The organism is Lactobacillus sp. ESL0260 (assembly GCF_003692935.1).
In the GTDB taxonomy this organism is placed as follows: domain Bacteria; phylum Bacillota; class Bacilli; order Lactobacillales; family Lactobacillaceae; genus Lactobacillus; species Lactobacillus melliventris.
In genome coordinates, this window is sequence record NZ_REHO01000003.1 from 1 (window position 1) to 15,144 (window position 15,144).

Sequence of the window (15,144 nt, forward strand, 5' to 3'; positions counted from 1 at the left end):
AAGCTCACAAGGAAAAAAGTACGGTGGCAAGAGCAAGAAGGAAACACCTGTAACCATGCCGAACACAGCAGTTAAGCTTCTTCACGCCGAGAGTAGTTGGTGGGAGACTGCCTGCGAGGGTAGGACGCTGCCGTGCTTTTTAGTATTCCGGCTTAGCTCAGTTGGTAGAGCGCTTGACTGTTAATCAAGATGTCGTCAGTTCGAGTCTGACAGCCGGAGCAAAGAGAGAAGAGGACTTGGAAAGGTCCTCTTTTTTTGTGCCTGATTATTTAAATACCCTGGATTAATTATTATGTCCTATTTGATATTAGGTTCAATTTTGAGCTTTTGGAAAGCTGAAATTAATTTCTTTAACCCTGGTTTTAGTTCTTGTCCATGCTTGACTGCAATGAAATATTTAATTTGGATCAAGTTATGATCAACAGGAAGTAAGTTAATAGGGGTCTGTGCCATTCTTTTGATTATGCTGGCAGCGGAAATAGTTAATCCTACACCTTTTATTGCTAAGTTTGTGGCAGTGATAATACTACTGCTTTCTAAAATAATATTAGGCTTGATATGAAATTTTTGAAACGCACCGTTGACTTGGTGACGTATAGCAGAATTAGTTGAACTGACAACAAAAGGCTCTTGCAAAATATCTTTAATGTCATATTCCTGCGGCTTGAGTATAAATCGTCCTTTTTTAAAGTATTTTGATCTTGGCGAAATAATAACAAAATAGTTTTCACCACCATTGACATAGAAGTCTAGTCCTTGATTAAGTGATTCAGGAGTTTGACCGAGATAGCAATCTATTTGTTCATGCAATAGATGCGTTTCGCTCACTCTGGGAAAGTTTTCTGCTAATTGTATTTTAATATGAGGGTTTTCAAACATAAAATTAGGCAGCAATTCGGGTAATAAAAATGTACCTAGACTTTCTAAAACACCAATTCTAATTACTTCTTGATTAGGTGATACATATGGTATTAATTGCTCAGTCAGTTTTTGTTTGTTGGAAATTTTAGTTTCTAAATAATTGTAATAAATTATTCCGGCTTCTGTTAACTTGAATGGAATTGACTCACGGTCAATTATCTTAGTTCCCAATTTCCGCTCTATTCTTTTAATTAGTTGCGTTAAATAAGGCTGTGAAATATATAGTTCGCTGGCTGCTCGTGTAAAATTACTTTCTTTTAGTAGTACATCAATAAAATGTAAAACTGTTTCAGGGTCATTCATGTTTTACCTCCAATAACAATTTTATTATAATCTTTTTACTTTAAAACTATTTCATTTTGCCCGAAAAAGTTAGTAAAATTTAACTGATGAGTATTAAAAGAAAGGAAGTATATTAATGATGAAACCTGGTACTTACAAAGTTAAGGCTAAAGGTCATGGTTCTAGTTTTATGCCTATGGAAGTGACTCTTTCTGAAGATAAAATCAAAGAAATAGGTATAGATTCAAGTGGTGAAACTGCAGGAGTAGCCGATGAAGTTTTTAAACGTTTACCAAAGCAAATTATTGCTAATCAAACTTTAAATGTTGATGCGGTTAGTGGAGCTACTATTTCCAGCCATGGAGTAGTCGATGGTGTGGCTCAGGCAATTAATGAGGCCGGTGGAGACGCACAAGAATGGTTAAACAGGCCAAAACCTCAGACCGCTAATAGTTCAGACGCTGAATACCAAACTGATGTTGTGGTGATCGGTGCCGGCGGGGCTGGTCTTGCGGCAGCCGCAAGAACAATTCAAAATGGTAAAAAAGTAATAGTATTGGAAAAATTCCCTCAAATCGGTGGTAATACTACTAGGGCTGGTGGTCCTTTAAACGCTGCTGAACCAGAATGGCAAAATAAGTTCAAGGCTTTACCAGGTGAAAAAGAAAGCCTGGAAAAATTAGCCGCTACTCCAATTGCTGAAATTGATCCAGAATACCGTGATGATTTTAAAGAATTGCAAAAGCAAATTAAGGCTTATGTGGATTCAGGAGAAAATTATCTTTTTGATTCGGTTTTACTACATGAAATACAGACTTATTTAGGTGGCAAAAGAACTGACTTAAATGGTAATGAAATTCATGGCAATTATGCTTTAGTTACCGAGCTTGTCAATAACGTACTTGATTCAGTTAAATGGCTAACTGATTTAGGAGTAAAATTTGACCGCTCTGATGTCACTATGCCGGTTGGAGCTTTATGGCGCCGCGGTCATAAGCCGGTTGAACCTATGGGCTATGCATTTATTCACGTTTTAGGTGATTGGATAAAAGATCATGGCGCTACGGTTTTAACTGAAACTAGGGCACAGCATTTAATTATTGAAGACGGTAAAGTTACAGGTGTTGTAGCCCAAGGAAACGATGGCAGTAAGGTTACTGTTCATGCCCAAAAAGTAATTTTGACTTCTGGCGGTTTTGGTGCAAATACTAAAATGGTACAAAAATACAACACTTACTGGAAGCACATTGATGATGACATTGCTACTACCAATTCACCAGCGATAACAGGTGATGGCATTGCTTTAGGCCAAGAAGCCGGCGCTGATTTAGTAGGTATGGGCTTCATTCAATTAATGCCAGTTTCTGATCCTAAGACTGGTGAATTATTTACCGGTATCCAAACTCCGCCTGAAAACTTTATTATGGTTAATCAAAAGGGTGAACGTTTCGTTAACGAGTTTGCAGAGCGTGATACTTTAGCCAAGGCAGCAATTGCTAATGGCACTTTGTTCTACTTAATAGCAGATGAAAAAATAAAGGCTACTGCCTATAACACAACTGAGGAATCACTTGAGGCTCAGGTAAAAGCCGGCACATTATTAAAAGCTGATACTCTTGAAGAACTAGCCGAAAAAGCTGGTATGGATCCTGCTACTTTGGTTAATACCATTAAAAAGTATAATTCATACGTTGATGCTGGTAACGATCCGGAATTTGGTAAAAGTGCATTTAACCTTAAATGTGAAGTTGCCCCATTTTATGCAACGCCTCGTAAGCCAGCTATTCACCATACAATGGGTGGCTTAAAGATTAATCCAAAAGCGCAAGTATTAAATAAAGAGAGCCAGGTTATTGCCGGCCTCTACGCTGCTGGCGAGGTTGCTGGCGGCTTGCATGCTGGTAATCGCCTTGGCGGTAATTCACTAGCTGATATCTTTACCTTTGGTAGAATCGCTGCCGATACTGCATGCGGTGAAATTGCACATAATGATGCCGTGACTGGTGCATCGGAAAAATAAAAAAATATTTTGATTCTATTAAAAGAGGAAGGCGATTAGCCTTCCTTTTTTATATATATCCTCTTTCAAAAGCAACAAAAATGGTGACAATTAGTAAATCTGCACAGCCGCCTAAGCTGTAATTATGTACTAGACATTCTTTATTTAATTTTTGCAATTGCCTTTTTCCAGCTGCAGTAGCATAGCCGCCAAGATCTAAATATTTTGTTGCTTCTTGGTGGAGCCATTTAACTACATCATAATTTCCGGCCCGTTTAATTAGGTTACTGTCAACCGCTACTGTAGCTATTTTCATTAATGTGTCAAGAAGCCTGGTTTGAACAGTCCCAGTACTGCTTTTTAAAAAAGGCAATGCCACTTCTCTAACTATGGGATAGCCCTGCTCTGCCTGTGCCCTGGCTCCGCCTATTTTATATTTAACAAATTCTTGTTCACCAGCTGTTTGTAATTCATTATTTTGAACTAAATCATGCTGTACAAGCCCTTTACACATCTTGGTAATAGTAAGAAACAGTTCGGTCTTGTTTGTCATACTGTAACTTTCGGCACAAACAAAAATTCCTAATGCAAAAATTGCTCCTTTATGGGTATTGGCACCATGGGTAGCGGTAAACATTTCTTTTTCAGCAGTAATGCCTCTTTGCCTTAATTGCTGAAACATTTGGGTTAAATCAGTTGAGTGAAAAGTCTGGCCAATTTTAACGGCATCGACAAAATACGATTTTAAACTGATAGAGCTGTCAATAAAAGTATAAATATCCATATCGGGATGTGGGCCTGAGCTCCCAGGATCTACCAGACCAGGTTTGGGTTCAGTAACAACTTCATACAAAAGCGAGCGTAAAGCGCTTTGGGTAATTAAATTAGTCATATTATAGGTTTGATTCATTAGTTAATTAATTCTTTGACAACTTGTTGAACGATTTTAATAATTTTTATGTTATATCTCTTTGCCATAATATCAGTATATCCTATTTCAAGACCCCTCTACTATATCATTTACTAATTCCTGATAGATATTCGGTTTGCTTTTTACGTCATTTTAGCTTCGTATTTTTTTAGATTTTAGTTGACAGGAATGTTATCAACAATTTTTTGAATATCTGGTTTATGACTTTTAAGAAAGTCAATGAAATCAACAGTTCCTGGTGAGAAATTTTGACTGGAATCATAAACTAAATAAACCTGACGGGTATTTTTAGGTAAATCCAGTTTGATAATGTGAATATCGAAACCACTCAGATAAATAGTTTTGGCAACGATGCCGACAATGTCATTGGTCAGTACTTGTCCTGCAATTGCTAATTCATCATGTAGTCTATTCGTGATATTTAGATCAGATGCAGTCGCCAATAAAGCATTAGTTATGTCTTTACCAATCTGAATTTTTTTAGAGTAGGTAATAATTGACTCGCCTTGTAATTCTGCAGGCGTAATTTCTGTTATTTTAGCCAAGTTGTTTTCCTTTGAAACGATAGCAATAATTTCTTCAGTGTAAAGGGGAATATAAGTAAAATAACTAAATTCAGGTACAAATGAGGAAATTCCAATATCATACCAACCATTTTTAATACCTTCGCAAATTTGATATGAAGGATTATCGTGGTAGATGAAGTGAGGGGAAATATTACTTTCTTGTTGATACTGCTTAGTTAAGTGGGGCAATATAGTTCCAATTGCTGTAGGTATACCGGCAATATGGATATTGCCCTGATCCTGACTGATACGCTGCTCAATCTGCTTTTTACCACGGTCTAAAGTATTTAAAGCTTTGGTTACAGTATCATAAAAAATTCGCCCATATTCAGTTAATTGCACATAACGTCCATTATGGTTAAACAGTTTGCATTGGAGCTCATATTCCAGTTGCTTAATCGATATCGAGAGGGTAGGTTGACTGATGAACAAATTGTCTGCTGCTTTTGTGTATTGTTTTTGATCTGCTAATTCACGAAAATAATAAAGCTGATTTAGATTCATGATGTTACCTCAAAATTATTTTTATATTCAATATTCATATTAATAAATACTATACTTAGCTTGATAAAGCCTTTACAAAATTTATTTATATTGTTATTGCTGAAATTAATATTCATACGTTATTGTTAATTTTACTATGTTTTGACGCTTTTAACTAATGAGTCTTTTTTATTATTGGCAACTATTTACGGCTAAACTTTACATTTTTGTTTCCTTTATCTGACTGCTGCAAAAGAATTAATTGACATAATTCAAAAAAATAGTTTTGAGTTAAAGTAACGGTTCAGTTTTTATATGCGTAAACTATTATTTTTTGCAATAAACATATTAATTAATTATTGGTATAAAGACAACTTGCTATTCAAAATGAGCCTAAAAATTAATAATCTGAAATTATGAAAATGAAAAATATTGTTGTAGTAGCACTTTTAACTATAGTTATTTTTTATAATTCCGTAACCAAAAATAATTATTCGTATCAGCTTTAATAGGATATATTTATTTTTGAGATTATCAGCAGTCTTAATTTTGAAAGGTAAAGCTATGAGAAAAGGGAAAAGTTATAGTGGCGTTGCTGCTTCTGTTTATACCCATTTTGCAGTTGTGGGCGCAGCTACCTTATTTATTAGTCAATACAGAGAAATATTGGCGCATTCTTGGAATGCCAGTGCGACCCAAGTCTCGCTTGTAATTGCAATGGTGGGTTTGGGTAGAATTTTCACAATTCTATTTGCTGGTGCTATTTCGGATAAGATTGGTCGTAAAAGAAGTTTATTAATTGCACTGTTAAGCGATGCAATTTTTCTTCTTGGTGCTGCTTTTGCAAACAATATTTGGATAGCTGGTTTAGCAGCAATGTTTTTCGGTGCAACCAATTCATTTGGCGATACAGCCGGTTATCCTGCACTAGCAGATGCTTTTCCAGACAAAACAGCCACAATGAACTCGTTTGTTAAAGCCGCAATGCAAGTCATGCAAATGTTATTTCCATTTTGCGTAAAAATAATTAAAAATCCTAAGATTACAGCGTTAATATTAGTTATTATTATTTTACTGGATGTTGTTTTTACAATAAAGACGACTTTTGCTCCACAAGCTGAAGCAAAAGCCGCACCTGCAACAGAGAAAAAACAAGAAACTGGTGTTAGTGAGCAGAATCAGCCTAAGTTAGCAATTGATGGCTTAATGATTATTGGTTTGGGTTTTACGATTTGTTTTACATTCTATATTTTTTCTCTTTATGCTCCCTACTATGGGCAGTACGTGTTAAATGAGCCCGCTGCTAACGCCAACCAGCTTGTATCATGGTATTCGATTGCTTCCTTAATATCTGTGTTTGTGACCTCAGCTTTAGTAACTAAGGTAAAAAGGTTGAATTTGATTATGGTATATTCGGCTATTAGTGCTCTTGGTTTGCTATTGATGGTCTTAAAACCGTCCCTGCTAGCTGGTGAAATAGGTTCTTTAGCTGTCGGTTTCTTTACTGCAGGGGGAGTCTGGCAAGTTGCACTTTCCGTTTTGACTTCTTATTTTCCCCAAAGTCACGGAAAAATTACTTCATACTACAGTTTTGCTCCAGCCGTAGTTTACTTTGTAGCACCACTTATAGCTGCGTTTGTATTAAAGGCCAATGCTGCAAGTACATTGATGGTATTTTGGATAACTACAGTGATAACGGTCATTTCGGTGGTTCTATGTGTTGTCCTGATTAGTCGTAGTAAAAATTTCAATATCAAAAATTAATATAAAGTAGAAGGTGAATTTATGTCAGAAAAAACAATTAAAGCAACAGCAGAAGGCAGAAATGGTCAAATCGACTTTGATATCAAAGTCGAAGACAATCAAATTACTGATATCAAGGTAACCAAAACTGCCGAAACCCCGGGTATCTTTAACCAGGTTGTGGGTAAATTAAAAGAGAATATTATTAATAATCAAAGTTTCGCTGTTGACGCTATTTCCGGTGCTTCCATTATGACGCAAGCCATGCTTGACTCTGGGAAGAAGGCCTTAAAAGAAAATGGTGTAAATATTGCTTCTCAGCCTAGCAATCAGTCACATCAAGATGTAACTTATGATGTAGATGTAGCCGTAATTGGTTCAGGGATGGCTGGCTTAATGGCTGCCTCTCGGGCTTTATCAATGGGTAAAAATGTTCTTTTACTTGAAAAAAATGGCTATCTCGGTGGAGCTACAATTTTAAATGGCTCAAACGTAGTTGGCACGGGTTCAAAATTAGCAGCTACTTTATTTGGTGAGCAAGCAGAAAAAGATTCTCCGCAGCTTTTAGTTCAGGATATTGCCCGAGAATGCCGGGGGACAAACTATCCCTTACTTTCAGATTTACTAGCGCAAAATATTGGTAAAGCAGTTGACTTTATCACTGAATTTGCGGACCTAACCTATCAAAAGGCCGAAACACAAACTATTGAGCATTCTGTTAACCGCCAAATTGAAATGCCCACTGAAAGTTCTTATGAATTGATTTCTAAAGTGGCAAATGCCTTTACCAAAAAGGGTGGTAAAATTTTACTGGAAACTCGGGTGGAGCAACTTAATAAAAACAAACAGGACCAGCTTGTCTCATTAGTTGCTGAAGGCAAGCACGAAACAGTTACCGTAAACTTTAAATCTTTAGTTATGGCAGCTGGCGGCTGGGGTGCGCGTGATTACCTTAAACATAAGACCAATATTCCTTACTATGGTCCAATGACTTCTACTGGTGATTATTTCGCTTTTGCTAAAAATATGAATTTGGCTTCCCGCAATCTTGACTGGTATAAAGTTTATCCCCATGGTTTAGAAGTTGAGCCTGGTATTGCCAAATTAACCACCTATTCAACAAAAGAAGCGACGGACATGGGTGCTATTTTTGTTAATACTAGTGGTAAGCGAATTGTAAATGAATCTGCCCCATACACTCACTTTAGGGATGCCATTGCTGAACAAAAGGATAAAATCGCTTTTGTAGTAATGGATGAAAGAACTTGGAACAGATTTTATGAATTGCTGCTTAAATATGGTTTTAATAAAGACGAAGTGCAAGGTTTCTTCGATCTTGACGGCAAGAAGAGTCCGATTTTAGTTAGCGGAGACCTGCAGACGGTGGCTCAAAAAGCCGGCATTGATTATGAAAACCTCAAGAAGACTTTAGCTGACTATGATAAATTTGTAGCTTCAGGTAATGATCCTGAGTTTGGTCGCCCTTGTCAGTTTATGCATAAATATGAAGGCGATACCTACTTTGTGATTGAGCAGAAATTACGCTTTTGTACTACTCTTGGTGGTTATGAAACTAATCAGCGTATGCAACTTTTAGACCAAGATTTAAAAGCGTTAGACAATTTCTATGCCGCCGGAGAGATTGTTGGCGGTGCTAACGGTCATGATTCAATGCCCAGTATGATGAATTCTTGGTCTTATGCTTCAGGTTTTGTGGCCGGAACAGAGGCTGCTGATAATGCCAATTATCAAAAATTGGAAAAGACTGCACCTGATCCAACTGATGCAGTGTCTGGTGCTTCTAAAAATTAGTATAGAATAATTATTTTAAATTTAATAAAGGAGAAAAATGATGACTAATAAAATTACTGGTGTTAATGGTCCTATTACTGGCTGGCTCGATGGTCATACCTACTTAATTGGATTGATGGCTTATCCTATTCGGCATTCAATGTCACCAACAATGCACAATAATGCGTTTGCTAAGCTGGGCTTGAATTACACCTATCTTTGTTTTGAAGTTGGCAACGATAAATTAAAAGGCGCAGTTGACGCTATTCGCACGTTAGATATGCGTGGTTCCAACGTTTCGATGCCTAATAAAAAAGAGGTTATTCAATACCTCGATAAATTATCACCTGCTGCTAAAATGTGTGATGCTGTTAATACTATTGTGAACGATCATGGCGTTTTGACAGGCTACACCACTGATGGTATCGGTTTTGTGCAATCACTTAAAGATGAAGGCTTTGATATTAAAGGTAAGATTATGACCTTAACTGGTGCAGGTGGTGCTGCAACACCGATAGCGGTTCAGTCAGCTTTAGATGGTGCTAAGGAAATTAGAATGTTTAACATTAGAGATAAAAATTGGCCTCAAGCTGAAAAGACTGTTAAAACTATTCGTGAAAACACTGACTGCAAGGTTTCTCTGACTGAATTATCTGATCAGGAAGCATTCAAACAATCAATTGCAGAAAGTGATATTTACTGCGATGCAACTAGCATCGGAATGAAGCCGTTTGAAGATAAGACGTTAGTTTCAGATCCATCATGGTTCCATCAGGATATGGTAGTATTTGACACGGTTTATTCTCCAAGAACTACTAAGTTAATGAGAGTGGCACAAGAGGCCGGAGTTAAGCATGTCTATGATGGTATCGGCATGATGATTGATCAAGGTGCAGCATCATTTAAGCTGTGGACAGGCAAAGAGATGCCAACTGATTATATTCGTGAGATTATATTTTCAGACGACAACGATTAGTTGAGGGATTAACTAATGGCTACTGTAAGGATTAGAAATACTGTTTTAGGTGCAGGGCTGCCCAAAATTGCCGTACCTAATGTCGGAACAAGCACAGAAGAAATTTTGACTGCAGCTGAAAAGATTAAGTCTGCCAAACCTGATTTAATGGAATGGCGGATTGATTATTATGCTGCGGGAGTTAATGACTTTGCCAAGCTAAATACTACTGCCAAGAAATTGCGGCAGGAAGTGGGCGAGCTGCCTATTTTGGTCACCTTTCGCACTAAAAATGAAGGTGGGGTCTGCAGTCTGGCTGAAGACGAATATTTAAATTTAATAGAATATGTCGTTACTAATAGGCTGGGTGATGCAGTTGATATTGAACTTTTCCACACGGAAAAAAGAGTAAAGTCTTTAGTAAACTTAGCTCATGACTACAATGTCGTAGTAATTATGAGTAACCATGACTTTGAAAAGGTGCCTGCTAAAGACGTAATTGAATTTCGCTTACGAAAAATGGCTCAACTTGGTGCAGACGTCCCTAAATTAGCCTGCATGCCTCATAGTGCTACTGACGTTTTAACTCTTTTAGCAGCAACGACGGAAATGAATGCAGAAATTGCTAATCCCTTGATTACTATGGCCATGGGCGATATTGGTAAAGTTACTAGAGTAGCCGGTCAAGTTTTCGGTTCTAGTTTGTCCTTTGGTGCTGTTGGCAAAACTTCTGCACCAGGTCAGCTGTCGATTGCAGATTTGCGGAATGCGGAAAAGTATTTGGCAGTGGATTAAAATTAATGTAATAATAGTATTAAAAAGCTAACTTTATATTCTGATAAAGTTAGCTTTTTGTGTACAAATTTTATTTTGAATAGTAAAAATTGAAATAACTAAGACGGTTTATATAATAAGATTTTTTTATTTTATTTTATATGTAACTAAGTAATATTATAATGTCTATTTTTTGTGAGACAGTACAAGAGTACAATTATCAAGAGAAGTAATTTGAAAGCATATTCAAACTTTAAATGATAAAATGTTTAGAGCAAAAGAATACTATTTTATTGTAAATCATTAAACTTTTAAAATAAATGTAAGGAGAGATCATCAGTTGGCTACAATTCGTGATGTTGCGAAAGAAGCAGGTGTGTCTTTAGGTACTGTTTCGCGCTATTTGAATGGATATACTCTAAAAAAAACAAATATGGATAAAATTGCTGCAGCTATTAAGAAACTTGGTTTCAAGCAAAATTATTTAGCAAAGGGCTTAAAAACAAAGAAAAGTCATGCAATAGGTGTTGTGGTAAATGCTTTAACAGATATTTTTGCTGCATCCATAGTCACTTCTTTAGAAGAACTATTGGAAAAAAATAACTATGAATTAATAATTGCTGATTATAAAAACAATATAAAATTGTTAAACGAAAAACTTAAATTTCTATACTCAAGGAATGTAGATGGCATCGTTCTTTTTCATGTTGAACAAGCAGTGCCCATATTAAAAGAATTCCGGAAGAAAAAAATCCCGGTAGTAGCTGTTGATACTCCTATATCTGGGTTTGAGTGCGATACAGTATTGCTGGATAATTATCATGCCTCTGTTGAAGCTGTTGAATCTCTCTATGAAATAGGTCACAGACAAATTGGCATTATTTCGGGTGGACAACAAGGGTATGTTGGCTCTGAAAGATTGCGCGGTTATGTTGCTGCAATGAAAAAATATGGTATTTTTGATCACGAGTTAATAGCGAGTGGAAGTTCATTTAAAGATTCAAGCTATGATGCTACTTTAGATTTACTTAAAAATAGCCACAAAATAACCGCACTATATTCCACAAATTATTATATGACAATAGGAGCTATTCAAGCAATAAATGAGTTGAACCTCAGAATTCCTACGGATATTTCTTTTATTGGCTTTGATGATTATGATATTTCTACAGTGATAAAGCCCCAGCTAACTGTTGTAGCACAACCAGTCGTAAAAATTGGCAGAGAAATCGGGAAAATAATTTTACAAAAAATTACTAATCCGGCTGACTTGAACTACCAAACCAAGCTTTTCAAAGCCAAAATTATTTGGCGAGATTCAGTCATAAATAAAAACTTTTAAGAAAGCGATTGCAATTAATTTCTAAAAGTAATATTATTATTGTGTAATTGAACCGGTTCAATTATTAAAAGCTTTTTATTGTTTAGATACATTTAGGGTTCATTTTCGTAATATATTTTATTATAAAAATGAACCAGTTTTAAAAATTTTACTTATTTAAGTAAGGAGAAATTTTATGGATGACAAAAGTGTTATTCAGCAGAGTAAAAAACTAATGATAGCGATTATGGGTATTTCTCTGGTTTTATCTACTTCAGGAGCTATTAGTGGTACTATTCCTTTAATGGAAAAGCATTTTGCTAACATGCCAACTTCTACCGTAGAGCTGATTGTCACTATTCCGAGCTTCTCTGGAATTTTTATTCCGTTGCTTGCTGGGTTTATTGAAAAAGTTACTGGCAAAAAACTGTTGGCATTGCTGGGATTAGGTATCACTGCAATTTGTGGTGTTATTCCAGTATTTACCGGTAATTATTGGTTAATTTTATTTTCCAGAATAATGGTAGGAGTAGGGATCTCTCTTCTTACTCCATTAAGTGTTTCATATATCACTGATATTTATGAAGAAAAAAGAGCTAATGAGCTTTTAGGTTACAGAAACTCTTTTATTAATATTGGTAGTACCGTTTTACTCTTTTTAGCTGGTTATTTAATAAAAATTGGTTGGCATTCTGCTTACTGGGTATTTGCTCTAGCTGTTATTCCGTTCATAATGACGCTGGTTTGGATACCTAAGCGTTTTGATAACTATAGTGTTACTGTGGGCGAAGATGTCGATCAGCAAAAGATTAAGCAGACAACTAATTGGCAAATAATTGGCTATGCGGTTTTGTTTGGCATTATGCAAATTAGTTATATGGGAATTAGTCTTAAAATTCCAAGCTACATTGTTAATAATCATATTGGTGATAGTAGTACAGGAAGCTTTATCTTAAGCTTACTACCAATTGCAGCTATTGTTTCAGGATTGCTCTATAAATACATTTATCATGTCTGGCAGAAAAATACTACTGCGTTTAGTGCTACCATTGCTGGTCTTGCATTAGGAGCTACACTATTTTCGCGCAATTCCTACTTAATTGGCGCTTGCATTATGATTTCCGGCTTTTTCTGGGGCATTATGAATCCTCATATGACTGAATTGTTTGCCCTTAGTTCGCCAAAAGGTTCAATGACGTTGAGTACGTCCATAGTTATCTTTGGAATTAATATCGGTGGAACGTTTGCTCCATTTATCTTCCAATTTTTAGGAGCTTTATTCCATAATTATAGCCCTGAAATGGGTCTGATCATTTCAGCACTTATTTGGATTATTTTTGGTGTGGTATTTTTGATTGTAAATTTGATGTTAGCAAATAAAGCTAAAGGAGACAATAAAGATGCGTAAAAGAACTGTTCACTTGGATTTTCACACTAGTCCGTATGTTAAAGTTGGTGAAAAATTTGACAGTCATGAGTTTGCTCAAACCTTAAAAAAAGCTCATGTCAACTCCATTACCTGTTTTGCTCGGGATCATCATGGGTATCTCTGGTATAATTCTAAAAATCATCCTGAAATGATTCATCCAGGACTAGTCAATCATAACTTGCTTGCAGAACAAATTAAAGCTTGTCATGAGGTAGGAATAAAAGTTCCTATTTATTCTACATGTCAATGGGATGAATATTGCATGCTAAATCACCCAGAATGGCTCTGCCGAGATCCTGAAGGCAATAGAATTAATATAGGTATTGAAAAACCTAATTTTAATGATGTTTTATGTTTAAATAGCGATTATCGTCATTATTTGTTCGACCATGTTAACGATGTGATAGACAGTATTGGAGCAGAGAACATTGATGGTTTCTTCTTTGATATTTTTTTCCTAGTGCCATGCGATTGCAAACATTGCAGAAAAGAAATGGCTCGTCTAGGTATCGACCACACAATTGAAAGTGAACGTGTGCGGTATTGTCATTTAATGCTAAAAGAGTTTAAACGTGAAATGACCAGTCTAATTCATAAACGAGTTAAGAATGCTACTATTTTTTATAATGGTTCTCATGTTGGACCTTATATTAAAACTTCACTGCGTTACTACTCACATCTTGAAATAGAGAGTCTTCCTGGTGGAAACTGGGGCTACGATAATTTTCCTCTAGTGGATAGATATGCTAGGACCTTGGGTAAGGACATTATCGGTATGACTGGAAAGTTTCATACATCCTGGGGTGATTTTCAATCCTTTAAAAATAAAGAAGCTTTGGAATATGAAGTTTTTCAAATGCTGTCTTTTGGTGCAGGGTGTTCAATTGGTGACCAATTACATCCTAGTGGTCAATTATCTCCTGCTACCTATGAATTAATTGGCCATGTGTATAAGACTGTAGAACAACTAGAACCAGAACTTGAAAATACAAAGCCTTTAGCAGAAATTGCTGTAGTTACTCCGGAAAGCATATGGGACAACGGTATGACTTTAGACGAATCCCTTATCGGAGCCAACCGAGTCCTCGACGAACTGGGATATCAATTTAATATCATAGACTTAGAAGCAGATTTTTCTCAATATAAATTGCTGATTCTGCCAGACAAAATTAAAGCTACCCCAGAAAGTTTTGCTAAACTACAAAATTATGTCAAAAATGGTGGCAAGGTGTTGTTGTCATACCAGTCAATGGATCAAGGAGTTTACAACGAAAACTCTCTGACTGGTAATTTAATGGAAGGATACTCTTTCTGGGATCGCGATTATATTTATCCTAATTCACAAATAGGACGTAATTTACCTCAAGAAGAACATGTTATGTATGAGCAGGGAATGGCTGTTGAACCAATTAGCTCAAAAGTTATTTTGGAAACACGTGAACCCTACTTTAACCGTGAAGGTAAATATTATTACGGCCATAAACATGCTCCTTCCACAGGCAAAAAAGGTGTACCAGCAGCTACTATGAAAGGAAACTGCATTTACTTTTCACATCCTGTTTTCAAGATTTATCGTGACTATGCTCCTCGGTGGGTAAAAGAAATCATCTCTGATGCTTTGAACATATTACTTCCAGATCGGTATGTTGTTAAGCCAGAAGATAAACCAAGCCTGTCAGCACAGTTACATTACTCATCAAATGAAAATAAGTTTTTGTTACACCTATTAGATTATCCTCTAAAGAAAAATGCGGTTAATTTATATACTATTGATGAACGAACACAGTTGATAAATCAAAACTTTACAGTTTTAGTAGGAAACAGAAAAGTCAAAAAGGTCGAACTTATAAGGCAAAATCAAGAAATTGCTTTTCACCAAGATGATACCAAAATTAGCTTTACTGTTCCCAAAATTGACGGCTATGAAATTGTAAAAATACAATGTTAGG

The 15,144-nt window shown here is 36.1% G+C and carries 11 protein-coding genes, 1 tRNA gene and 1 rRNA gene; 10 read left to right on the top strand and 3 right to left on the bottom strand.

The window, feature by feature from the left end; translation table 11 throughout:
- Nucleotides 1-19: 19 nt before the first annotated feature.
- Both rrf and F5ESL0260_RS00530 read left to right on the top strand, forming a co-directional pair.
- Nucleotides 20-136: ribosomal RNA gene (gene rrf / locus F5ESL0260_RS00525) — 5S ribosomal RNA — on the top strand.
- Nucleotides 137-146: 10 nt separating this feature from the next.
- Nucleotides 147-219: transfer RNA gene (locus tag F5ESL0260_RS00530), tRNA-Asn, on the top strand.
- Between the two features lie 78 nt (nt 220-297).
- Here F5ESL0260_RS00530 and F5ESL0260_RS00535 read toward each other — a convergent pair.
- The gene (locus tag F5ESL0260_RS00535) at nt 298-1,224 is read right to left on the bottom strand and encodes a LysR family transcriptional regulator (RefSeq protein ID WP_122025474.1); all 927 of its coding nucleotides are present in this window, start codon (nt 1,222-1,224) and stop codon (nt 298-300) included.
- Between the two features lie 118 nt (nt 1,225-1,342).
- Here F5ESL0260_RS00535 and F5ESL0260_RS00540 point away from each other — a divergent pair, with 118 nt between their 5' ends.
- Nucleotides 1,343-3,223 carry a flavocytochrome c gene (locus tag F5ESL0260_RS00540; RefSeq protein WP_122025521.1) on the top strand — a complete coding sequence of 627 codons (1,881 nt, stop codon included), beginning with the start codon at nt 1,343-1,345 and terminating at the stop codon, nt 3,221-3,223.
- Nucleotides 3,224-3,272: 49 nt separating this feature from the next.
- On the opposite strand, the gene F5ESL0260_RS00545 is transcribed toward F5ESL0260_RS00540, so the two are convergent.
- The gene (locus F5ESL0260_RS00545) at nt 3,273-4,112 is read right to left on the bottom strand and encodes a triphosphoribosyl-dephospho-CoA synthase (protein WP_233557690.1); all 840 of its coding nucleotides are present in this window, start codon (nt 4,110-4,112) and stop codon (nt 3,273-3,275) included.
- A 176-nt stretch (nt 4,113-4,288) separates the two neighbouring features.
- Nucleotides 4,289-5,203 (bottom strand): LysR family transcriptional regulator, encoded by a 915-nt coding sequence (locus tag F5ESL0260_RS00550; protein WP_122025475.1) that lies wholly within the window; start codon nt 5,201-5,203, stop codon nt 4,289-4,291.
- A gap of 543 nt (nt 5,204-5,746) precedes the next feature.
- Here F5ESL0260_RS00550 and F5ESL0260_RS00555 point away from each other — a divergent pair.
- From F5ESL0260_RS00555 to F5ESL0260_RS00585, 7 genes are all read left to right on the top strand, one after another.
- Nucleotides 5,747-6,946, top strand: a complete 1,200-nt coding sequence (locus F5ESL0260_RS00555; RefSeq protein WP_122025523.1) for an MFS transporter — start codon at nt 5,747-5,749, stop codon at nt 6,944-6,946.
- A gap of 21 nt (nt 6,947-6,967) precedes the next feature.
- Nucleotides 6,968-8,737, top strand: coding sequence for an FAD-dependent oxidoreductase (locus F5ESL0260_RS00560; protein ID WP_122025476.1), 1,770 nt, complete (start codon nt 6,968-6,970; stop codon nt 8,735-8,737).
- 40 nt (nt 8,738-8,777) lie between these two features.
- Nucleotides 8,778-9,692: a shikimate dehydrogenase gene (locus F5ESL0260_RS00565; RefSeq protein ID WP_046324097.1), complete on the top strand. Its 915-nt coding sequence runs from the start codon at nt 8,778-8,780 to the stop codon at nt 9,690-9,692.
- A 15-nt stretch (nt 9,693-9,707) separates the two neighbouring features.
- On the top strand, nt 9,708-10,466 hold the full coding sequence (gene aroD / locus F5ESL0260_RS00570; RefSeq protein WP_122025477.1) for a type I 3-dehydroquinate dehydratase: 759 nt from the start codon (nt 9,708-9,710) through the stop codon (nt 10,464-10,466).
- Nucleotides 10,467-10,785: 319 nt separating this feature from the next.
- A complete protein-coding gene (locus F5ESL0260_RS00575) occupies nt 10,786-11,787 on the top strand; it encodes a LacI family DNA-binding transcriptional regulator (RefSeq protein WP_122025478.1) in 1,002 nt (333 codons plus the stop codon).
- Between the two features lie 175 nt (nt 11,788-11,962).
- Nucleotides 11,963-13,174 (top strand): MFS transporter, encoded by a 1,212-nt coding sequence (locus F5ESL0260_RS00580; RefSeq protein WP_122025479.1) that lies wholly within the window; start codon nt 11,963-11,965, stop codon nt 13,172-13,174.
- Nucleotides 13,167-15,143, top strand: a complete 1,977-nt coding sequence (locus tag F5ESL0260_RS00585) for an alpha-amylase family protein (RefSeq protein WP_122025480.1) — start codon at nt 13,167-13,169, stop codon at nt 15,141-15,143. Before F5ESL0260_RS00580 ends, F5ESL0260_RS00585 begins: the two co-directional genes overlap by 8 nt.
- Nucleotide 15,144: the final 1 nt, after the last annotated feature.

Excerpts from the sequence above, each read along its gene's own strand:
- F5ESL0260_RS00535 (WP_122025474.1), bottom strand. The coding sequence starts at position 1,224 with ATGAATGACCCTGAAACAGTTTTACATTTTATTGATGTACTACTAAAA.
- F5ESL0260_RS00540 (WP_122025521.1), top strand. The coding sequence starts at position 1,343 with ATGAAACCTGGTACTTACAAAGTTAAGGCTAAAGGTCATGGTTCTAGT.
- F5ESL0260_RS00545 (WP_233557690.1), bottom strand. The coding sequence starts at position 4,112 with ATGAATCAAACCTATAATATGACTAATTTAATTACCCAAAGCGCTTTA.
- F5ESL0260_RS00550 (WP_122025475.1), bottom strand. The coding sequence starts at position 5,203 with ATGAATCTAAATCAGCTTTATTATTTTCGTGAATTAGCAGATCAAAAA.
- F5ESL0260_RS00555 (WP_122025523.1), top strand. The coding sequence starts at position 5,747 with ATGAGAAAAGGGAAAAGTTATAGTGGCGTTGCTGCTTCTGTTTATACC.
- F5ESL0260_RS00560 (WP_122025476.1), top strand. The coding sequence starts at position 6,968 with ATGTCAGAAAAAACAATTAAAGCAACAGCAGAAGGCAGAAATGGTCAA.
- F5ESL0260_RS00565 (WP_046324097.1), top strand. The coding sequence starts at position 8,778 with ATGACTAATAAAATTACTGGTGTTAATGGTCCTATTACTGGCTGGCTC.
- aroD (WP_122025477.1), top strand. The coding sequence starts at position 9,708 with ATGGCTACTGTAAGGATTAGAAATACTGTTTTAGGTGCAGGGCTGCCC.
- F5ESL0260_RS00580 (WP_122025479.1), top strand. The coding sequence starts at position 11,963 with ATGGATGACAAAAGTGTTATTCAGCAGAGTAAAAAACTAATGATAGCG.
- F5ESL0260_RS00585 (WP_122025480.1), top strand. The coding sequence starts at position 13,167 with ATGCGTAAAAGAACTGTTCACTTGGATTTTCACACTAGTCCGTATGTT.